The organism is Mycobacterium sp. E2462 (genome assembly GCF_001672685.1).
GTDB lineage: Bacteria > Actinomycetota > Actinomycetes > Mycobacteriales > Mycobacteriaceae > Mycobacterium.
In genome coordinates, this window is record NZ_LZKC01000307.1 from 20,764 (window position 1) to 44,954 (window position 24,191).

The 24,191-nt window shown below is 67.0% G+C and carries 2 protein-coding genes; one reads left to right on the forward strand and one right to left on the reverse strand.

From position 1 onward, the window contains the following. Nucleotides 1-33: 33 nt before the first annotated feature. Nucleotides 34-1,731: a MinD/ParA family protein gene (locus A5714_RS25440; RefSeq protein WP_082959775.1), complete on the forward strand. Its 1,698-nt coding sequence runs from the start codon at nt 34-36 to the stop codon at nt 1,729-1,731. Here A5714_RS25440 and A5714_RS15745 read toward each other — a convergent pair. Continuing rightward, entirely contained in the window at nt 1,728-24,191 is a 22,464-nt protein-coding gene (locus A5714_RS15745) for an NUDIX domain-containing protein (protein ID WP_068286518.1), read from the reverse strand. The two genes, A5714_RS25440 and A5714_RS15745, sit on opposite strands and share 4 nt — an antisense overlap.

The following is a 24,191-nucleotide window of genomic DNA, read 5'->3' on the forward strand; positions in this document are numbered from 1 at the left end:
CGCCGCGCCGAAAGTCGAGGTGCGACAGTGTCCATGAACGATCCGTTCGAGCACGGTCCGGATCCGGCGGACGAGTTCGACGAGGTCGAAGGCAGAGCCGCTCGTCTGATGGCACAGATGGCGGCGCGGCGGTCGCAACGGGACGAGCATCGAACCGAATCGATCGACGCGATGCGCCCCGAACAGGACCGCGATCCCGGGGACATAGACGCTGGCCTCGTTCCCGCAGACGAGGCCGCGACACCCGCCGAGTTCACGCCGGCAGAGCATGACGACGGTGCTGTCGACGCACGCGAACCTCACCAGCACCCGGCATCCGCTGGCGAGCCGGTGCCCGACGAGACCGCGGACCCACGCCCGATCCGACGCATGGCCGCACCGCCCTGGCAGAGGTCGACCCCTTCAGTGACCCCGGACTTCGATGCGGCACACGATGAGACGCAACATGTTCCGGGTGACGAGGCCACGCCCGCCGCGCGCGACGAGCCGCCCGCGCACCGGGGTGCGCATCCCACCGACGCCCCGGTACCGCCCCCGGGGTGGCCGCCGGGGCTGCCGCTGCCCGAGCCGGGCTGGCAGGGTCCCCCGCCGGGGTGGCCTCCCGGGCTGCCACCGCCGCTGCTGCCCGGATGGCAGGGCCTGCCGCCATGGTTGGCGTCCCCCGAACAGATGCCGGGGCAACCTCCCGCGGGCCACCACCACGGTCCACGAACGACGGCCGGACCGCGGCACTCTCGTGACCAGCCCGACCGGCAGGAACATCGGCACCCATCGCCTCGTCCCGACACCGCGCCGACCTACCGCGTGGCACCGTCACTCGACGAAGCTGAGGTGCTGACCCGCCATCCCGACGCTCCGTCGTCGGGTTGGCGGCAGGTGGTGTACCGGATCACCGGGGGACGGGTGAATCCCGGTATGTCGCGCAAAGAACGCGAGCGCGAGGAGTTGTTCGCGCAGATCCGCACCCCCATTGTCGGTGACTTCCGGATTGCGGTGCTGTCGATCAAGGGCGGGGTGGGGAAAACCACGACCACCATAGGGTTGGGTTCGGCTTTGGCGATGGTGCGGACCGACCGGGTCATTGCCGTCGACGCCAACCCCGATCGCGGCACACTAGGCGAACGGGTGCTCGATACCTCGACATCGTCGACGGTGCGAGACATGTTGCGGGACAACCGGATTCGACGTTATGCGGATGTCCGCAACCACACCCGCATGGCGCCGAGCCGGCTGGAGGTGCTGGCCAGTGAGCAAGACCCCGCAGTGGCGGAAGTCTTCGGCGAGACCGATTATCGCCAGACCATGGACATTCTCCGGCATTACTACAACATCATCCTGACTGACTGCGGCACCGGGATCATGCATTCGGCGATGGCCGGCGTGCTGGACTTGGCCAACGCCATTGTTCTGGTGAGTTCGCCGTCCATCGACGCGGCCCGCAGCGCGTCGGCGACACTGGATTGGCTCAGTCAACACGGTCACGCAGGGCTGGTGCGCAGCGCGCACGTCGTTTTCAGCGCGTCCAAACCCGGCTCCGCGGCACTGAAATTGGACAAGGTCGTCGAGCACTTCGAAGCGCGCTGCGAGTCGATCCACGTCATCCCGTTCGAGCCCCATCTGGCCGAGGGCGCCGACTTCGACTTCGCCTTGCTCAGGCCGGCGACGGCGCAGGCCTATCTCGAATTGGCCGGTGCCGTGTCGGCCAAGTTTGCGCAACCCATCTGGCCCTAGTCGGCCTTTTTCTCGGCGCCGCCGGGAATCGACTCGTCGTCGGTGTCGGCATCCGTGTCGCTGTCGGTGTTGTGATCGGCGGTGATTCGGCCGCTCCGGTCCCTGGTGGCGGAGGTCCCGACGCGGCCGCTGAGGTTGTTTTGGAGGATCTGGTCCGTCGGCAGGAACGCGTTGGCGCCGTGGGTCATCCAGAATGGGCCGCGGGATCGCTGGTCGTCGAATCCGAGGGCGGCGGCGCATTGAGCGCAGGCCCGCATGGTGCCCGCAAGCAGCCGCAGGTCGAGGGGGCGGTCCTGACGTTGTAGCTCCTCCTGGATTCGGCGCTCGGCATGTAGCTCAACGGTCCGGTCATCGTCTCGGTAACGACCGTCCGGAACGCTTACGCGGCCCTGCCGGATCGCATCCACGATCTCGTCGACCAGTCCGTCGCCGTTCGCCGTCGACCGCGACATCGCATTGCGCAGCTTGCGCCAGTGGCGCGTCTCCCTGCTCGTCGGTTGGTGCTCCGGCGGCAGATCCAAAGCATCACCCAGTGGGGAGTCGGTCAAGAACTCCCGTATCGCTCGGTTCCCCGCATAGGTGTTCGACGACACATACAACGTCCGCTGCTCACGGTCGAAGTAGGACTGCACCTCCCCGGACGACGCGAAGCGACGCCGCAATACCGTTGACACCCAACGCAGTAGCTGCGCCGAGCGGTCATGTTCGAACGACCGCGGATCGCGCACCAATTCCGGGTTTCGCGCGTACAGCTGTGCCACCTGGGAACCGGGCGCCGATTCGTCCGGGCCGCGAGCGACGACGAAGCGGCGGTCCGGCGCGTACATCCCTCCACGAACCGTTATCGGAACCATGGGACCGTCGGCGCTTTCGGTGCCCAGCGCGAGGCGGTTGAGAGTTTCGACGAGCGCGGCGACCCCCCTCTGCTGAAGCGGCGAGAGGTTGTGCAGCCTGTTTTCGATGTCCGCCCGGTCCCGGATCGCGGGTCCGGCGCCGACCGCGATGGCAAATGCACCCCATGGCGCCCCGGCTGCTCGTGCGGCGTCGTGGGCCGACAACGCGGGGTCACGCCGCATCCGAGCTATCGCATCGGCGACCTGTGCCTGATGCGTGCGGAAGACGTTGAGGAAGTCTTGAGCCCTGATCGTCGTCGGCAACTCCGCCGCCTGCACACCTCGACCCATGGCGATCAGTGAGCTCGCGATCGAATCCCGCCATTGCGCGTAATCGGGCAGCCGCGTCAGGTGCTGCGGAACCTCTCGGTTGCGAAGACCACCGTGCCCGGGCGCGACATAGTCCCCGAGCGTTTGCTCCCCGATGCCAAGGGCGCGGCTGATTGCCGGCATGGAGGCCCGCGGGTCCTCGGCCAGCCTTCGGAGCGCGCCCGCAATGGTTTCGGCGGTGACCCGGTCGGTCAGGGCTGGATCGCCTGGCTCGGGGAGGTGCGAGGCGACGTCGTGATTTTCCAGTCGCGTGAAGGCGTCTCGCAACTGCTCGCGGTGTGCGGCGTAGCGCGGCAGCCGGCTGAGATGCTCGGTCGGAATCTTCAGGGATCCATTCGCGTTGATCCACCGCTGAATTGGCCGTTCGGGGAGCCCGGTTCGTTCGGCCAGCGTTCGGAAGACACTGCCCCTTCGCGGCGACGCGGGCTCGCTGCGCAAGTCGATAAGCGAATGCAACACGCTGACCAAATCCGCGGCGGTATAGATCGATCTTGTCTGCGTCGTCGGCTCGGGAAGTTGTCCCTCGAAGAGCCCCAGGCTGTTCAACAGGTCTTGGATGGCAGCCCGGTGCTCCTCATAGTCCGGCAGGGCACTGAGCCGACCCGCGAAATTCCTTTTGACCTCTCGCCACGATTTCTCGCTGAGCCAGGTGGCGGTCGTATTGATCCGCGTTTGCGACGCGCCCCGGCTTTCAAACTGCCTGGCGATGTCCGTGCGCGCGCCGCGCTCGGAACGAGGATTGGCGCGTAGCCGCTCCTGCAGGGCGACAAGCATCTGCTCGAGCTTCCTGGCGGTCATCGGGGTGTCGTCGCCGGGGGCGCCCGACGGCGGCTCTTCGCCGTCGGCGGGTGGCGGCTTCGGCCGCTTCGTCGCGGCAGCGGGGCCCGCGTCACGCTCGTCGCGAGTCCGCTTGCTTGCCGGGGCCTTACCTTTGCCCTTCGAGGTGGAGCTTTCGGCCGCACCGCCCCTGGAGGATGGGTGTTCGCCGCTGGCCGCGGCGTCTTCGGTCTTTATCCGCTTCGGCGCTGAAGTGGTTGTGGCGCGCGATGATTGAGGGTGAACCTCCCGGTGTCGCGCCACCGGTAAGCCGGCGTTTCCCGTGAGCCGGGATGTTCCTGCTGCTGTGTTGCCCCCCAGTCGAGACGGTCCCGCCGTGGCGTTGCTCCGGCCCGCGACCGGCCGCAATCGGTCCGGGACCTGCGCGCCCAGAGCGGTCAGCCGGTCGAATTGGCGCGTGCTGATCGAAGGAACCTCGTCAAGAAGCAGAGCGAGACCCGTCATCTCGCTGGTCGTGAGCCGGCCTTCATCCCGAGCCCTTTCCAGGTTCTGCAGAACCTGGTCCACCATGGGGTGTGCCTGTCCGCCCCGGGCGCCGCCCTTGCCGGCCGGGTACGACTGACCCGTCGCCACCCGCCGCGACAGAATCTCCGCCAGGTCGACACTATTGAGGCGGCGCTCGACATCAGGCAACGCGGCATAGACCCGCTGAATCGCCTGCGCTCCGTCGTCGATTCCGACCCGCTCCAGCCTGGCCACAGCTTCCTGCAGAACGGCCTGGGCTCGCCCGGGATCAGCCGCCTCGAACCGCCGCCATTCGTCAAACGGCGTCGTCACTACCACTGTTGCGTCATCGGGGACGTCGGGGCGTGGCGCAGCGCTGCGCGTTGACTCCGCAGTCGGGCGACTCGGCGGCTGCGCGTCGTCACGGCGGTCGTTGTCGCTTGGGGGATCCGGTGCGAGCGTCTTTGCATCGGCCGTGGGACCGGGCTGCTGCGGGGCCGCCGATAGTTCGGGCGTTTGCACGTTGACGTCGGCGTCCTCGCGATGAACGGCCGCGGACAACGCTATCTCCGTCGGTGAGTTCGAGACGCCTGCGCCAACGGGATTCCCGCCGCCGTGGTCGGGCGCGAGGGCCGCGGGGTCCGCTTGCGGTGGCGGTTGCTGTTCCGCCGGGGCGTGATCGGGTTCGAGGGCGACGGGGTGGGTTTCATTCTGGGGCAATAGGATTGGGCCGCGAACCTCGACGGGAGGGATTTCGTGGGCTTTACCCGCGTAGGTCACCGTCACTGACATTTCCGTGGTGGCGTCGAATACGGCGTAGGCGCGGGGGAATTTCCCGTTGGCCGAGACTCGGGCCGCCTGGCTGGAGATCGGGGCTTGGCGCTGTCGGCCGGTGATGCCAGCACCGGCCAGCAGGCTGCCCTGAAGGTCTTCGGACCGCCAGTGTGGACCGAACATCACCCGACCCCCGGCCTCACGGGTCCTGATGGGTTGATGATTTCGGCTGCGAGTCACGTCGTTGAGGACGTACGCGTTGCCGCCTTCGTGTTCGATCTCCTGGAAGTTGAGTTCTCGGACGGCGGCGCGGGCGGTGATGCGCAGATTTCCGCGCCGTAGCAGCTCCACGTCACCGTCGGCTCGGGTCATCTCGCCCAGTTTGCTCGCCAGGCGGGTGTCGGTCAGGTAGTCGTCCAGGTGCTTGCTGATATCGGGGATTTTCAGCGCGGACAGGTTTTCCACGACGTGCTTGCGAACGTCGGCACCGTTGGTGATTTTGCGGATGATGGTGTCACGGCTGAACCCGTGGGACGGTAGCCCGGTCTGGTCGGCAGGTGCGACGGCGTCTCGCCGTTCGTCGTTGCCGATAATGCCGTCGCGCGGGGCGTACACCGGGTGGTCTTGCGCGTCGGTCGGCGATTCCCGCGTGATGAAGTCGAGTCGTGCTGTGCCGACGTGGCTGACGCGACCACCGCCGATACCGAAGAGACCGGTCGGCCGACTCATGTCGACCGTGAGGGTGGCCACGCCGACATGCGTCACCGTGGGAACCTTCTTGCGAAAGACATTGCCGACAGCCGAATTGTGCGTTCGCGCGTCGACGGTCTCGTTGCCGATGCCGCCGGTCAGGCGGCCCAGCGCCGAGATGTTCACGGGGTGCTGGCCGGGCAGTATGTCTGCCTGGGCCTGAACGTAGCCCTGCCAGGCGCTGGCTTTGATGTTGGAAACACCCGCTCCCACCGACTGCTGGCCGCCGCTGTAGAACTCGGTGGTGGGCTTCGAGTCCGTGGCGTTCAAGCTGTCGAGGCGGGCGCCGAGCACAATCTGACCGCCACGCACCGAGTTGAGGTGGACCGTCTTGGTGCCGCCCCGGCTGTAATCACCCAGCGCCCGTTGAACGGTCATCGTTGTGAGGTGTTCTGCGAGTTCGGCGCGTACCTGTGGCCACGCGGTCCCGAATACCGCGCTGCCTTGGGACGTCATCGAGTCGAGGATGTGGGTGGCCACCAAATCCTCTCCCGAAGACCGGCTTTCGCCTTCACCGCCGGAGGCGGCCGTCGAGTCACGGCCGGTATGTGGCCGGATTTTCACCACAGCCTGGTCGACGGCGAGCTCGACGCGTCGTCCCGGCGCGGGCAGATCGCGTTCACGGTCGCCGCCGACGAGGGTCGGGGTTTCCTTCGGGTAGGAGAAGGTGCCGCTGAGCCGCACCGGTTGTGGCGCTTCGGGAACGCCCGGCACCTTTCTGCCGACGACGTGTTGTTCGTAGCTGATGTGAAAGCGGATCGGCTGGCGGAACAGGTCGTGCGGCTCCGTCGTGCGCACCCTGGCGGGTACCCGGTGTTCGATCTCGCCCGTGAAGTTCGGGAAGTCCACGTTGCTCAGGTGGCCGAGGCCCTGGTCGGCCCGGCCCGAGACGTCTTCCCGGGGGCGCACCGACGAGGTGTGCGTGATTTGCGCGCTGACCGAGCCGTGCGGGACGGGAATCTGGATCCGCGCGCCTGCCACCGTTCGCAGCGAATTGCCGTAGATGTGGGCGGTCGATGATTGTGACTCCGTGGACAGGTCCGTCTCGAATTTCTTTGACGGACCGATGTGTTCGAAGTCGTCGGGGTCGCTGCCGCGGACCGGGCGTACCTTGACGGTGATCTTGCCGCCCCGCACCGCGACGTCGTGACTCCATTCCTTACCGGACTCGTGGGTCAGCCGGCCGAGCAAGATGTTGGGGCCGAACGCGTGGGAAAGCCCGCCGATCGCCTCGTCGAGGGAGCGGCCGAGGGCCGGGGCGAGGTCTTGGCGTATCGCCTCGAGCAGGCCGCTCGCGGGGTCGATGCCGACGAGCATGTCGGAGGGATGCCAGGCCGGTCCGAAGGCGTGTTCGGGGGGACGGTGCACGTCCGTGACCCCCGGTGTCGTCCAGTCCAGTTGTGGCCGCACCGGTTCGGGCGGTTGCGGCGGTGCCGTGCCGTCGGCGGCGTCCGTCAGCAGATGCTGCGGTGCCTCGGATGACGGCGCGTCGGCGGTGCCCCGGCGATCGGGGGCGCTGTCCGCGGTGCCCTGACGACGGCCAAGGAGCGGTGTCGTACTGTCCACGGTGCCTTGACGCCCGGCGCGGCTCTCGATCGTGCCCTGGCGGCTCGGCCCGATTTCGGGCGCATCCCGGTCGCTGGGGACGAACGGCGTCGAGCGGTCCGCCCCTTCACCGTCGAGCATGCTTTCGACCGTGCCCTGGCGAAGCGGGATGCGTGGCGCCGAGGCTTCCCGGGCCTCGTCTTCGTTCGGCGCATCGGCTGTCGCGCGGCGCGCGGGGGCGTCGGCGGTTGGGCTGTCGATCAGCTGGTACGCCTGGGGGTTGTCGCGGACGTCCCGGTCGACGACGTAGCTGAGGTTGTCGAGCCGCTTTGGACGCACCGCCGAGGGAGCCGGAGCAGCCGATCGGTCCTGCCGGGCGCCTGCGGCGGCCCGGATCCCCTGGTGTTCGATCGAGTTGGGGGCGAACGGGTTTTTGGGCAGAGGCGCTTGATCCACGGGGTCGGCAGGAGGCTTGGGCCGTGGCTCGTCGACGAATCCCGTGGGGATGTCACGGGTGAACGTCGGCGGTAGCGACGAGTCGTGCGTGCGGGAGCCTTGCAGATCGGTGAGGGGGATCGCGATCTCGACGGGAAACAAACCCGACTCGTGCACGGTGGCCCGAGGGCCGGTCATGGTGCCGTCGAGCCGTACCCAACCCTCGAAGAGTGCCATCGGTTGGTCGAATTTCGTTGCGACGGCCACGCGTTGCTGATTGCGCACGCGTTCGCCGTCCCGGACGGTCGTGTTCGCGCCGCCGAGGGCTTCACCGAACACGGTGCTGTCGTTGAAATCACCGCCCCGGCCACCGGGAGCCACTTGGATCGCGGTCTGCCGGTTGCGATCGGTGGTGCTCGCGACGCCCTCGGTGAGCTCGGCGCTCGGACTGGACAGCGTGTTGATCACCTTGCGGAAGGTGAGTCGCTCGAAGTCGGCGGTGAACGAGTCCTTGCCGCCCGATGAGCGCCCCGGTGACTGCGGGCGGCTCAGGGGGCTGTGTTGGGACATGGCGGCCAGCGAGCCGCGAACGCGGTTGAGGTGATACCACGACGACACCTGCGGACGAACGTTCTTCCAGCGGCTGCCGTAGGCCTTGTGCCCCATCGAATCGAGCATTCCGTGGAAGCCGCTCAGGTCCAGGTTGGTGACGCGGTCCAGACTGCCCAGCCCGCGCAAGGGAACGGTGTCTTCTTTGCGCGCCCCACGCGGAATCTCCGGCGCCGCCGCCGATCTGGCCGCGGCCGGCGTTGCGCCGAAGCGCCAGAGCGTTGGTTTGACGACCGAGTTGCGTTCGGTCGCAGGCATGCCCCAGATCCGCTGCGGTGGGGCCCACACCTCTTTGCCCAGGTAGTCGGTCGTCGGGCTGGTCTCCGACTGCTCCATCAGCACGTCGAATCGGCCGCGGGTCTCGTGCACGGCGCCCTTGAACGGCTCCCCGAGTTTGGCCGGTGAGACCGAGTCGGGCGTGTGCATCTCGATTCGGAGCCGAACCTGGCCGTGCCAACTCTGGCCTGGCGCAGGGTTTTTCAGTGTCGTGCGGACCCGCCACTGGCGGGTTTGTGTCTCGTTGTCCGCTTGTCCGCGAGTGAAGGTGCCGTCCAGGCCGCCGCTTATCTGGCCCGTGTCGGTGCCGCCTTGGCCGCGGAAGCGGCCGGGGGTGGGGAGCTGCGCCGACCAGGTCACCACGTCCTGGCGCACCTGCGTGGTGTCGGTCTCAGTCCCGAAGTGGAACTCGGTTTCCTTCGTCGTGCCGGTGGCCCGCATCATGGGGCGGGCTTCGCGGTTTTCGGTGTCTGTGGTCGGCGGGTGTGTTTTCGCGGGGGTACCGACGGGTTCGATGAAGGCGTGCACCTCCAGGCGGGCGCCGGGTATCGCCTCGAAGTTGAGGACCAGCGGTTGTTTGTTGGTCATGGAATGCAGGTTGGCTTGCAACAGCTCTACGCTGAGCCAGCTGTTGGTTTCGTTCATGGCGCGGTGGCCCAGCCTGTTGCCGTACGCCTTGGCGAACGCAGCCCGCATCGGTTCGCTGGTGACGAAGGCGGCGATGGTCTGCGGCTGTGCCGCGGACTCGAGCGGCCGTGCGGGGTTGGCCGGGTGGCCGTGGTCTTCCTCGCGTGCGGACGGCGGGGCGTCGTCGGTCAGCAGCGAAAAATTCGTGACGACGTCCGAACCGCTCAAGGCGTGGGAGTACTGCACTCGCGGTGGTGCCTCAGGCTGGCCGGCAGCGGGCCGACCCGACTCCCCGGCCAGCGGGCCCAGCGTGTCACGTGCCTCGTCGGCGTGGTGCTCATCGCCACTGATGACGTCGCGACTGGGAACGACAACCTGTGTCTTGTAAGCGAGGGGATGGGGATGCGTCTCGTCGGGCGATGTGCTGAGCCGGTGGGTGATGACGGCCTGGATCTGTCCGTGGAATCGGGTGCCCGGCTCCGCTGTTTGGGCGCCGCTGATCTGGCGGTCGGCGCGCAGGTTGGTCAGCGCCGTGTCGTGCGTCCGCGAGCCGGTCGCGGCGGCGGTGTCGCTCGCCTTTGGGTGGGTGATGTTGCCCTGCACGATGCCGTAGAGCTGACGCCGATGCTCGAAGAAGGAACCCGAGGTGTTGGTGGAGTCGGCGGTGTGCTCGAACTCGTACTTTTTGATGTTCTCCTTGAAGCGCAGGGTGGAGTGCTCCGATGCGCCGTCCAATCGGAGGCTGATCGTCAAAGTCCGCCTGCCCGAGAGGTCGATGACGCGGGTCGGTACGTGGCCGCCCCGCAGCATGCCGCCGACGTTGGGCCGCAGGCCGTCGTCGGAGAACAGCGCGGTGACCTGCTCCCGGTTGCTCTCCCATACGGCGTCGCCGCCCAATTGCCGCACCACCTGCTCGACGTGTTTGAGCCCCGCATCGTCGGAGCTGAATTGCTCGAGCACGTCGGTGCCGCCGAGGGTCAGGTTGTCCCCGATGCGGGCGGGCAGCCGGGGTTCCGGTTCGGGCGGCTCCTGCGGCGGTACAGGTTTCGAACCCTCCTTCGGCGCTGGGTCTTCGGCTCTCGGATCCGGTGGGGCGGTCGGCGGCTCGGGTTGAGGCGGGGCGGGATCCGCTGGGTGTGTTTCGGTGGCGGGTGCCTCAGCGGCGTCGGGGGCGGTGTCGCCGGCAGGCGGGTCGGGCGCGGGCGCCGGTGCATCGTGGTGTCCCAGGTCGGGAGGCTGGGGCCGGTCGGCGTGTTTGAGCAACCTGCCTGTCACGGGCTGGCCAAGATGCGCCGAAAGCCGGGTGGCCACGTTGTCGACCCAGCGGCGCATCTCGTCCTGAGTCGGGAAGGGTTGGCGGACCTTCTCACTCATGTACCGGCCGGACTTGTCGTTGACCTCCCACTGATGTGTCTCAGCGTTCCAGCCGATTTCACCGCTCACGCGCGACTGCGGCCGGCCGGCGGCAACATTGCCCTGGGCGTCGAACTCCACCGCGACGGTGGGATGACCCTGCCCGTCAATCAGGCTGCGGAACTCGCCGAGCTCAACGTCAGAGGCCGGCGGCCTATCGTAGGTGGCGTGGAACTGCTCGATGAGTTCGTCGTGGGACAGCATGTCGGCGAGTTCTTCACTGCCGATGCGGATGTGCCCCTCGGCGTCGACCGCGTAATGCCAGTTCGCGTCTCGATGCAGATCGAGCAGCCCCGGAGGCATATCGGAGAGTCGGTAGAACACCGGATTGATGTGCGTCAGCCCGTCAGGATCGGCTTCCTCGGGCTTGACCCGCTTGGCGTTGACCAACGGGCCGTACTCGTGATCGAGGTCGGCATCCACCGGCGGCGCGTCACGTAGCGGTCCGAAAGCACCGCTTTTCGGTGATGGCAGGGCCATCTGATCGCGGTAGATCGGTAGCAACGCATCGGGATCCGTGATCCCCCAATTCACCAGATCAGCACGCGCCCGGGCCAATTGCGAGTCTTCACCGGCATTGAGCGCCTCAACGAAGCGGTCCCACGCATCGATGCGGGTCTGCGGCGCGCCCTCACGCCGCTTTCCGGTGGCCGCCGAGGGCCCCTCCCCCTCAGCATGGCCCGCCAACTCCTGGCTCCACGCATCACGGCGGTCATCGGGTAGTGGGGGCAGTGGCCCCTCCGGCGAGGGCGCGACCGGGGGCACGTCCACCCGCGGGGAATCCTCCGCTGGTGCGGAAGAGTCTTGATGCGCCGCGGCGTCGTCGGTTGCGGGCTCGTCCGTGAGCAAGCCCCCTAGCACCGTCGCCTCGGGTTCCTGCGGTGGCAGTCCCTGCAACTCATCTTCTGGCGCGTGAGGCGCCGCCGCGGTTCCCGTCCCGGTAGGCGATTCCGGGTTCCGCAGATCGTCCAGACCCCGTGTCAGATCACGGTCTTGGCCCCACCGCAATGCCGTCGCAATCTGGTCGAGCGAAAAACCACCGGAGAACAGATCGGACATCGAATGCGTGACGACCGGCGAGAAGCCGTTTTCCATCAACAGCCGCGGCAACAGCAGATTGATGTTGAGACGACCGTTGCCATCGTTGTGGGGGTGCAGCACATGCAACGTGCGCACTACCCGACCGATGGCCCGCAGCTTGTCGTGTTCGGTTTCCGCTCCCCCGAGATCCTCGTAAAACTGGTCGAAGACCGCGTTCACCATTCGCGGCACGTCGGATTCGGCGAATTCCGTTCGGACCGCTGGGATGTCGCCCCACGACGAAGAAATGGTGACGATCGCGTTGTCACGCAGGCTCTGCGGCAGAGGGTCGTACTTGCCTAACTCCGGTGGCGCCGTCGTGACGAGCGGGCGCCCGGCGACCTGCTCGGTCAGCAGGTCGGGCGCCGGCCCGTCGCCGACTATCGGATGGAAGTTATGTCTCTCTTCGACGTCGGCGATCTCGAAGTCACCTTGGATGCCGCGAGTGGCTTGCCAGTGCATGTCCGAGTATTCGTCCCAATCGATGGGCGGCCGCTGCCCGGCTGGCTTGTCGAGATAGGACCGGTAGGCACTGACCATGGCCCGCTGAAAGCCGGGAGAATTCTGCATGTCGTACAGAAAGCCCGGATCGTCGTGTTGCTGCGCCGCCGCATGATCCTGGGGGTCGATGTAGAGCCGCCACCAGTTCTCCTCGGGCAGAATATGACTGAGGCTGGCGGACGGGCGGGCGACGTCGGGCCAGTCCGTGTCTGCGATCCGGTCTAACCAGTCGCGAACGGTGCGGTTGTACTCGGCCACCTGGACGTTCGTCAACTCGCTGTGCTCGTCGAGCGGTGGTGGCGGCGCGATACCTGCGGTGGGGGCAATCGGGTGGTCGGACTCGCTGGGTCGCGGCTCTTGCGTTGATGCAGCAGCGTTTTGATGCTCTGCGGGGGCGTCGGCAGCGGCATCGTCCGTGGGCAAGCCGCCCAGCGTGGTGGGCGCGGGCGCGTTGCGGGGACCTGAACCGCCCTCCGACCCTGAAGCCGACGTGGGTCGCGACGAGAGTGAGTCGGCATCGTCGTCGGTCACGCGCCACGGCGCGGACTCCCCCATACCGTCTAACCCGTCTTCGAGGTGCTGACCCTGAAACCAGCGCAGCGCTGTCGCGATGTGGTCCAGCGAGAATCCGCCCGAAAACAGGTGCGCCATCGACGGCGTGATGACCGGGCGAAAGCCATTGCTTTGCAACAATCTTGGCAACAGGAAGTAGACGTTCAGTCGACCGTTGCCCTCACCGAACGGGTGCAGCACATGCAGCGTGCGCACGACGCGCCCGATGGCGCGCAACCGCTGGTGCTCCGAGCTCGCGTTGCCCAGATCCTGCCGGTACTGGTCGAACACCGCGTTCACCATCTCCGGGACGCGGTCGGCTCGGTATGCGGTGGTGAGCAGCGGATACTCGTCGTCGTCTCGAGTCAGTGTGACGATGACGTCGCCACGGCGTAGCGGCGGGACGTCGCGCAGTCTTCCTTGAGTGATCAAGGGGCGGTCGCCGATCCGCTCGGTCAGCAGGTCGTCCGCCGCCCAATAGGTGCCGAGGTAGTGGTCCATGCCTCGGTCGTAGTCCGTGCCGGTGATCCGGTAATCGTCGTCACCGGCCGCGCGCGCGTTGCTGGTCACCATCGCGTGCATGCGGTTGTACTCGTCCCAGTCCAACTGCTGGCGCAGCGCTTCCGGGTTGTCGAGAACCGACCGGTAGGCGTGTTCCATGTCGGCCTGGAAGCCAGGAGATTCGTCGCTGTCATACAAGCCGCCGGGGTTGGCGGGGTCGCGGGCTAGCGCGGCGGCGTGGTCGCCGCTGTCGAGATACATCCGCCACCAGTTCTCCTGCGGCAGCGCCTGGCTGAGCGTGACGGGCTCGTCTTGCGCGACGTCGGGCCGCTCGTCATTGCCGATGCTTTCCAGCCACCTGCGCACGTCGTCGTTGTCACCGGTAGTGAGCAGGAAGGAATCCAGCGAGGCATCGTCCCGGATGTCGCGATCGAACCACGAGACCGGGTTCGTTCCATAATCCGTCTCGGTGAATTCTGATGAGTCTGAAGCGCCGCGCTCCCCGTCGTCGCTTGCCGAGGAGCTGCCTTCGCGCTCCGGCGCTTCGTCAGCCGGTTCGTGGTCATTCGTGGCGTGCAGCGCGGACCGTGTCGGCACGGTACCGGATTCGGCGCGATGCGAGAGGGAGAATATCGACGCATCACCATGGAATGGTGTTCCCATGAACCACGCCTGCACGGGGTTGTTCAAGCGGTCGAGCGTCGGCGGCCAAGGCGTGACCGTTCCGTGTTGGCCGTCGAGGGCGTGGACCTCTTCGCCGTCGTAGAACGCGTTGAAGCTGTGCGCCTGACCGTCTCGGTACCGCACGGCCACCACGGTGTGTGCCCCCGCGCCCTCGTCCCGTAAACGCTCGGCGATCCCATCGCGGCTGCGGGGCACGAGGGGCAGCCCGGTCGCCAGGCCCACGTCGTCAGGACTCATCCGACCCAGATGCGCGCGTGCGGGTCCCTCGATGCCCGACAACCGGTCGAACACCACCATCGTCGCCGGCCCGCAGTTGAGTAATCGGTCCCCGCTTGGCGGAACCGTGGGATCGCCCTGATTGTTGAGGTCACCGATCCAGTCACGCACCTCGTCAATTGAGTTGACCGAGTGCGGAATACGAGCCAAGATGGGCTGTTCGGTGGGAGGTTCCGGCAGCGGCGCGCGATGGGACTCGAGCTCCGCGGCATCGGCCTGGGCGGGTCGGACATCCGATGTATCCATATCGGCGGCTACACCACGCAGCGCGGTGGGAGACAGATCCTGTCGTGAGCCCGAGTCGTCGAAGTCCCCGGCGCCGGAGTCGAACTCGGCTTCCGGCAGCTGCGTGGCGCCCTCAGGGTGTGACGAGTCAGGCGGGTCGAGCTCGAGCGTGGCCGCCACTTCAGGCGGAAGCGCCGCCGGCCGAGCCCTCGGGGTATTCATGGGGGTGATGTCGTCGTCGCTGGCCTCTGGTGAGTCGGGCGTCTCGGCGGGCGATTCGGCGGCGAAGTGAGGGTTGGGTGCGGCGGGGTCGAAGTGGTCGTTGGGGATGAAGCCGCCGAGCCGGAGAACTTGCGGCCGTCCGTCGAGCACCTGTTCGGCGCCGAGGATGTTCTCGCGCCGGATGCCGCCCAGGAAGGCGACTTCTCCTTCATGCCCGTCCTGGTGGTGAGGCAGGGTCGCGTTGACGTCGATGCCACCCGGCGCGACGATGTGGTAGCGATAAACACTGGGGCGGGCCTCGGTCGGCGGCCCGAGGTGATTGAGCGTCGCGTCGCGAGTGGTCGAGACGAACGCGCCGGGCCGACCGAGGACGAAGGTCGTCAGGTTGGTGTTCGTGGGGTCGAGCGGTTCGAAGCCTGAGGTGAACACCTCGCTGGGGTGGCGGGTGTCGTCGCGGAAGAGGGGAAGGTCGTCGGCGCGGATTTGTGCGGCTAGCCCGTCTGGGATACCGGTGACGCTGTCCAGTCCGAGCGACGCATCGAGTTGCGCGCTGGGCAATGGCCTGGACGAGTCGAAGCTCAATTCGTGGGCTGGCGCGATCGGTTGCTCGTCTTCCCAGGCGTCCTCGGCAGGCAGACTCCCGAGCACGGTACGCGGTGCAGTCGCGCCGGCCGGGGGCTGCGGTGGGTGCTCGTGATCCCCCGCAGGCGGCGTACTCGCGCCGTGCGTGTGCCCGCCAGTGGGCGCTTCGGTGGCACCGGCTGGGTGATCAGTGCTGGGGTCCCGCCGAGTCGGACCGTCAGGAGTCGACGACCCGGCCTCAGTCTCCTGCACTCCGAAATGAGGACTTGTTGCGGTTGGTTGATAGTGCGGGTTGCGAACGAACTCGCCGAGTCCGAGCTCGATCGGCCTGCCCAGGGCGCGGTCCACCATGTTCGCCTCACGGAGCACCTCTTGTGCTCCGACAACGTTCTCGGTTCTGATTCCGCCGGGGAATGCGGCCTCAGCCTCGTGGTCGCCGCCGTGCTCGGAACCGAAGGTGGAATTGATGTCGATCCCGCCAGGCGCGTCGATGAGATAGCGGAAAACCCTTGCTCTGGGCGCAGATTGGCCCAAGTGGTTGTGCAGCGGATCGCGCGTAGTAGAAACGAATGCACTTCCGTAGTCATTCAACATCAACGAAAGATCGGTGTTAGTCGGCTGGCGCGGCCTGAAGCCTTGTTCGAAGATTCGCCTGGGACGCCGAGAATCATCGCGAAACAGCAGGTTGTCGTCCGCGCGAAAGTGCAGAGCGGCGCTCGGGTTCTCACGGCTGGCCGGTACGCCCGTGATGTCGGCCGTGCGGACGCTCGGATCGAGTTGCGCGCTGGGCCGGTCGGTCGTGAAGACGGGTGGATCAACGGTAACTCGTCCGGGCAGGGCGGTGGCCGGGATTATCGGATTGCCATGCTCGTCAAAGACTTCGATCGATCGACTGGGTTCTGGACGAGCATCCACGGTGGACGAGCCGGCAGTCGCGCCGTCATGTGCAACGTCGGCGAGCGTTGCTGTCAACGGATTGACTCGTGCGTCGGCGCCGTCGGCAGGAGCTGCTGTCGGGTGCAACGCGTCATCGGAATGTCGGTCTGCATCCGCGTCGAGGAACGGGTCGCGTTCCAATTCGTTCACGTGTTCGGGCCCGAAACGAGAAGTCGGCTCGCCGCCAAAACTTGAGTCCGAGGATGGTGAGGGATCACGGGCTTCCCAACGGGGCGCGGTGTGTCGTAGCTGCGTCTGCCCGCTGGATGGAGTCTTCGAATTGTCGTTCGCTGCCGCGTCTTTCGCCTTCGGTGCGGATGGGGCGGGTGCGGCAGCGGCGTCTGGCGCGGTGTCACCCGAAGGCGGGGCAGCGTCGGGCGGATTAAACTGATCGTGGTAGACCGCGAGCAACGCATCGGGATCCGTGATCCCCCAACGCGCCAGATCGGCACGCGCCCGGGTCACTTGCCCATCTTCATTGCCGCTGAGCGCCTCGACATAGTGGTCCCAGGCATCGACCCGGGTCTGCGGCGCGCCCTCACGCTGCTTGCCCTTGGCCGCCGCGGACCCGTCGCCCTCGGCGTGCCGCGCCAACTCGTGACTCCACGCCTCACGGTGGCCACCGGATAGCGAGGGCAGCGGCCCCTCCGGCGCATGCGGGACCGGTGGCAGATCCGTCGGCGCGAGATGTTGCGGTGCTGCCGAATCGTCGTGATGCACCGCGGCGTCGTCGCCGGCCGAAGGCTGCGGTGGGTGCTCGTCATCCCTCGCGGGCGGCGTACTCAAGCCGTGCGTGTGGCCACCAGTGGCCGCCTCGTCATCACCGAGTGTCGGATGGGGCGGGTGCGCGTTACCCGGAGACGGTTCCGCCGGTGATGCAGCGCGTTGTGCCGCTGATGGGTTTTCGGTAGGCAAGGAGCCCAGGACATCTCGGAACCTGCGCGACGTCGACGGGCCGTCGTCCAATTCGTTGAATCCTGACGGGGATTCCGAACCCTGCCTGTACACACCGCTCGAGGCCGGCGCAAAGCTTATGTCTGTGCCAGTGCTAGGTGAGGAGGGGACGCTGTCGTCGCGGACGGTTCCCAGCGGCGCGGGCGGGGCGTCGTTGGGGAGATCCGGGTCGAAATGCGGATTCAATTCCAACTCTGCGAAGCGGGGCCCCGCAGGACGGTCGGGATCGCCCGACTCGGCGTGCAGTTGCAGGACTTCTTGCACTCCTACGATGTTTTCCCGCCTGATCCCGCCCGGGAACGCGATTTCTTGCTGATACTCATCGGGATCGAGGCCTTCTGTCGCATTGATGTCGATACCGCCAGGCGCATCGATGGTGTAAAGAAACACTCGATCGTGTTCAGGCTGAATGAAGTTCAGATCGATGTTGGGGTGTCGCGTGGTGGATAAGAAATGGTTCGCGTCGAAGAGACCGGGAACCGACGGATCACGGGTTGCGAACCCCTGAGCGAAGATGGCGTCGGGCGGACGGGTGTCGTAGCGGAACAACAGATCGTTGTCGGTCCGGAATGTCGTGGCGTGCGTGCGCAGCGTGCTGTAAACGCCGACACCGACCATCGGGTCGACATTTGGGTCGAGCTGGGCGCTGGGACGCGGCGCAGGGAGCGGGTTATCGGCCATCTGGATCCGCAGACTTCCCCAGCTAGCGCCCAATCCCGGGTGCAATGTGAGGCTTTCGACCTCGTCAAGGGAAACCCAGCGCAGCCGGGTCCCCTCGTCGTTGGGCACGGTATCCAGCGCGTAGGGCGCATCCGCGATCACGGTCGTGTATGTCCAGTCGATGCCGGGGGCCCTAGCAGTCACGACGGGTGCGCGGACGGTGACCAAGTCGTCGCGGAGGCCGGTCTCTTCGCGAGCCTCTCGCACCGCGGCCTGCTCGACGGTCTCCTCGAGGTCTCGAGCGCCGCCAGGTAGCCCCCAGGTGCCGCCCTCATCCGTCCAATCCGCTCGTTGCTGCAGCAGCACGGCAAGTGAGCCGTCGGGGCGTCGAGCCCGCAGCAATAGCCCGGCCGCACCATAGAGGCCCCAGTGGCTCTCGCCGTTTGCATCGACCACCCGGCCATCGCCGCTGGTCGGTAAGCCATGTGGTTCGCCGGCTCCCTCGACCGGTGGTGTGCCGGATGCAGCCGGCTCCGGCGCGCGCGTCTCGTCGGCGTGGGCGTGGGCGTGGGCGTGGGCGTGGGCGTGGGCGTGGTACCGGTCTACCAACGCATCGGGATCCATACCCAACCGCCGCAGGTCGTGTTGTGCCACAGCCAAGAGGGCCTGAGCGTGCCCGCGCGCCGCTCCGTGGGAGGGGTCGGCCGCAGCGAGGCGTCGAGCGTCGAGGGCCTCAGCAAACCGGTCCCATGCCTCGCGTGGGTTCGTCGGTGCGCCTGGCCGGAGCCTCGCCCGCGCCCTGCTGCTCAGCTCGGTGCCATGCCGGCTCAACTCCTGCTCCCACGCGTCGCGCTGCTCGGGCGACATCGCCGCGAGAGGACGTGGGGAATGTCGGTCTGTATCCGCGTCGAGGAACGGGTCGCGTTCCAATTCGTTCACGTGTTCGGGCCCGAAACGAGAAGTCGGCTCGCCGCCAAAACTTGAGTCCGAAGATCGTGATTCCCGCCTGGGCAACGTGTGCCGCAGCTGGCGTTGGTTACTAGACGCGGCGTGCGGCAGCCCCGAACCGTCGCTGAGGCCCTGTATCAACCGTCTGTTGTCGGTGCCGGCGTGGTCCGAAGCACCGGGATTCTGGGCGTTCGGCGCCGAGTGCTCGTCCGGGTTGTCCCCGTGTCTGGTGATGTCCTGGGACCGCCCCGATTTATCCGGCGGCGCGACCGGCCGGTCGCCGTCTGACGGGACTCCCACAAACCATTGCACGACGGGATTCTCGGCGCGATCCAGACGCGGTGGCCATGATCGCACCGTTCCGTGCTGTCCGTCCAAGGCGTGGACACGTGTGCCGTCGTAATAGGCGTTGAAGCTGTGCTGCAGCCCGTTTCGATATCGGACCGCCACGACGGTGTGGGCTCCTGGCCCCGCGGCGGCCAAATGGTCGGCAATCCCCTCAGGGGTGTTACGCACCAGGCGCAGGCCGGTCGCCGCACCGAGTTCGTCCCGGGTCAGCTCATGAGTCCGCCGGTCGCCATCGCCCGAGTACCGCTCATGGGTTTGTCGGTGATCATCGGTGGAGCGGTCCACGTAGGCGCGCCCGAAGCTGGGCGTACCCGACAAGCGGTCGAACACCACCATCGTCGCGGGGCCGCAGTTCGCCAGCCGGGGACCGTCGGGGGCGACCGCGGGGTCTCCGTCGTTGTTGAGATCGCCGATCCACGACCGGATGTCGTTGATGGATTCCTGCGAACGGGGAAGGCCTGCGGATCGCCCCGACTCTGCGGACAACCTCTGCGCCGGGGTCGGTTGCCCGGACCGCTCCCCCCCTTGTTCGGCTCGGGTCTCGCCGCCTGCAGCCGAGTTCGTATCACGCTGTATGTCAACGGCTCTCGATGGCTGCGGATCGCTGTGATCATTCTCCGCCGACGACTGCAACACCATCTCATCTGTAAGCGAGTCGGCTTCGCTCTCGGATGGCGGTCGGTCAAACTCGTCAACGCTCCGGCCCGCATCTTCAGGCCTCGGGTCTTCTTGCGGCAGGCCGTGCAGTATCGCGTTATCTCCGCCATGCCCCCCGTCCGAGAACGTCATAGGCTGTTCATCGCCCGGCGAGTGCGCAAGTCCTCGCGAGCCCCACTCACCGGATCGCACGTCAACAGAGAACGCCGCCCGCCGCCAGGTACCCGAAAGGTCGATGGCGCGCCCACGCCCGGGCAACCCGAAGGCTTCGAGAACGGACTGCGGCAGATCGAGTTGGCGGACCCGGAGGCGGTCACCGAGGATGGGCACGTTCGATTTCGGGCGCAGGTAGGCGTATGTCACTGTCTGCACCTGGCGGCGTAACTCGGGCACGCTGTGCAGGTAATCGACGACGGCTTTCCACCCGGCCGCAGGGTCGGGCAGCCCCTCGATGAGTGGGGCTATCGCCGCGAAGTTCAGGTCGCCCCTTCGGTTTTGCAAATCCCTGATCAAGCCGCTGATGGCGTGTTCCAACACCTTCGGCGCCTGCTCGGGCGCGAAGCGTAGCGGCTTGGTGCTCAGCCAGGTGTGGGCGGCGCCCATATCCAACTGATCGGTGCGGATGCGCGGGACCGAGTCGTCGTGCAGGTTCAGAGACTCGGTCACCGCTGTGAAGTTGAACGGGCCGGTTCGCTCGGTTACCGATTGGCGCCGGATGGCCATTCCGGGTCGCAGGACATACGCTTTGTGCTGCTCCTTCGCGGAATTACCGACGAAGCCGTGCACCTCCGGGTGAAGTTGGTCTTGGACCTTCCGGTAATTGGAGCCGATCCGGTCCAGGTATCTCCGGATGAATGGGTGCCCCCGGGCGGCGAGCAGGGCTGAGTTGTTCGGAATTCCGTTGTCCTGCGAGTGCAGCGCGAATCCCGGCGCTCCCAACAGGTTTCGCATCCCATCCAGGCGGCGAACCCGGTTGTCGTGATCGGTATAGATGCCGCCGAACCGGTGCAGGATCTCCAGCCGCAGGATGTCGCTGGCCGCGGTGAACCCGGCGGCGGTCCCCTTCGCGTTTTCCAACCGGTATTCGGCGCCCAGGTGCATCGGTTCCGCGCGGTGAAAGACTTCGTCCGGGCTGAGGAGGGAGACGTTGTGGCGTCTCGCCCATGACAGCATTCGGGCGGCGTCACTACTGGGTCGATCGAAGTCTGTGCGGGGTACGTCGGTCCACAGGATCACCCGCATTCCCTCGCGTTGTGCCGCCTTGCTGAGCTTCTCGAGGTTGCGGCGGACGAGGTCGGTCGTTTTCCGGCCGTCGGTCACCGGGCCGCCCAACCAGATCGAGTGGAAGACTTTGGGCATCTCGAGTCGCGTGGGCAACGGCTCGGTAGACGGCCGGGCGGGGTCGTCCTCGAACCAGCGCCCACGCGACGGCGCCGCCTCCGACCAGTGACCCAGTTCCGCCGGTGGCGGGTCACCGGGCCGCCTGGCCATATCCATCGTCTGAATGTGCTCTCCCAGCGAATGGATCGGAACGTCAGCCAGTTTCACGCCTTGTAGGTGAGCCGGCGTCGGGCTGGGCTCGCGGAGCCCGAACGGGTCCGCGCCGAACCCGTCGTCTGGGGTGGGATGCGTATCGCCGTCCCGCGCGGATTCAACCCGTTCGGCCTTCTCCTTGAGGGCCTGAAACAGGTCCTGGCTGGCGGCCCGGTCGTCGGACCCGGTCGCGCGTTGGGCGATCTTGCTGAGCGTCTGCCAGAAGCGACTGCCGTCGCCGGCACCGCCCCTGAGCCGCAGCACGTCGTGCTGACCGCTGTCGGCGGGCGCGGATTCGTCTTTCGCGGCTGCGGAAACGGTTCGTTCGTCGGTGTTGCCGTCCGAGCGTGCACGGCTTGCCGATGTGGGCTCTGCGGGCAATCCCTGTAGCACGTCTCGCAACGGCCTCGGATTCGACGACGACTTGTCCTGCCGCGACGCCGGTTCGTCCGTTTTTCGCGCGACGGGCTCCGACGTCGGGCGTGACTCGCCCGCGTCGGCTGACACGCTGGCCGAGGCGCGCTGCGGGTGCTCGGGTGGTTCGGGGCGCGATGTTCGCTCCGCATTGTCGGGGGTCGAACGGCTTGCGTCCGACGCCGCGTCCCCGTCGCTAATTGCCGATGCCGGCGATCGTCCGCCTGCGTCAGCCTCGGATGCCGCGCCGCGAACACCCGAGTCGTCGGTAACGGCTTCGAAATCTCCCGAGACAGGCGCCATCTCGGCCGGCACTCGCGGCGGGACTTGCGGATCACCGATCGGTTCCGCGGAATGCGGCCGCGAATCCTGAATCTGCACGTCATTGGGATGTTCGGATTGCCCCAGCTGCCCGCTGCCATCGGTGGCCGGCGGCTCGTTGGCGTTTGGTTCGGTGGGTACCCCGTGGGCGACATCGGAGTTTGCCGGCGCAACAACGGGTGTCGTCGACGGCTCGGCGTCGTGTGAGGTTGTGGTGTCCGGCAGATGCCGGGCTACGGATGCTCCGCCGCCGTCCTCGGCGGCCGTGGTCGACGCTGTGGTCCCTTCCGCGCCGTCGCCTGCGTTCACCGGGTTGGTGTTGCGGTCGACTTGGCTCGAGGTGGAATCGGCTGTAGAGGTGGCCGCCGACCCGGGTCGCTCGAGCGGTTCCACCGCGGGGCCGTCCGCGGTGCGAGCCACCGGTGCCGGTCCGGACGCCGAGGGGCGGGCGCCGGTCGAAGCGCCCGCTGACGATTGATTGGATTGCGCCGCGTGACCGTTGCGTGCGGCGCCGTCGACGGCCTCTGCGGTGGGCGGACTCGTCCGTGCTCCGCTCGGGGCTGAACTCGCCGGCGCCGATGCCTGCGTGGGTCGATGCGCGTTCGCGACGCCCCCTTGCGGGTTGGCGGCGGCTGAACTTTGGTGGCCTCCGGACAGTGCGGGAGCGCCCCCATTTGCCGGCGAACTCGACGGCGCGATCGTGTCGTTGGGAACTGGCTGAACCTGCCGGGCCTCCGGACCATCACCGCCACCGGTGGCCGACTCGGCCTGTTGCCCAGCGGCGGTGGCGCCGGATTCATTGCCCGAGACGCCATGTGCACCGCGATCCGGTGCCGATTCGCTTGTCGCAGCGGACACGGTGGCGGCCGTCGAAAGGTCGGAGCCGGAAGACTGCCGGCTGAGGCTGGCGCCGAAGTCGGACGGGGAGGCGGACGTGTCGCCGTCGGAGGGTGTGGGTGCCGCCTGTGAGCGGCCTTGGCCTGCGGGCGGCGGACTCTCGTTGGTGCCGGTCTCCGAAACACCGGGGGCCAAGTCACCGTCGGGCCCCGATTTGCTCGTCGGGAAGAAGTCATCCAACCCCGTAGACGTCTTGGGGATGTCGGGCTCGACGAGCGTGGTGATGCTCGCGCCGTCGGCGTCATCGTCAGCGTCATCGGAGGACTTGTCGTCGGAAGATGCGTCCTCGGTGGAGGTGGCACTTTTCTCACCGTGGGCGTCACCTTCGGGGTGCTCCGAGGCGCCATGGATCCCTCCGGAGACCGCACCGCCCCCGGCGCCACCGAAGATGTCGTCGGCGGACAAGCCGCCGCCGGTGGCCTCCGCGCCGGCGACATTGCCGATCGCGCCCACACTGAAGTGGGTCAGCCCGCCCTTGAGGGCCTTGGCTCCGATGTTGGTCGATTCGCCCAATGACTTCGATATGACACCGTGCGCAACGGCGCCTACGGCGCCGCCGACGACAGCGCCAACGGCGATTTCGGCGACTTGGCCCCAATCGATTCCGCTACGTACGCCTTCGTGGATTTGGTATTCCTCGATGGCTATATCCTGCACCACCCCGATGGCCGCTCCGGTGATCGCGCCCACCGCAGCATCTTTGAGTAGCTGACGCAGGCCGGTCTTTGTCAGGGTCTCGGCCACCGCCGTGAGGATGCGCTTGATCAATTGCGCGGCCAGCTCACGGATCACCGCCATCGTGATCGCTTCAATGGGCGGGATCCATGCCAACGATGCGCCGAAGGTCCACTCGACAGAGGACAGCGCATAGGCGATCTCGGCGGCCGCGATGCCCAGCGTGCTCAGGATTTGCAGCTTGGTGTACTGAATCTGCGTTCCGGTCTGAGTGGCCAAGCTGCCCAATGAGGACATCGAATCGGCGAGGCTCTGGATCGAGGTGTCACCGGTGAGCAGCGACTGAAATTGCGCCGCGACAGCGCTGGCCGTCTGGCCCGTGATCGCCGACGCCGACTGCGATTGCGCCTGTTGCAGATTGGTGATGACGGCCGACATCTGCTGCGAGGCGTTGTCCCAATCCGTGCCCATCTGGAACATCGCGGTCTCGTCACCTTTTGGCCATTGCTCGCCGGCCAAATACGCGACCCACTGCAGGCCGGAAGGTATCTCAATGCCCAT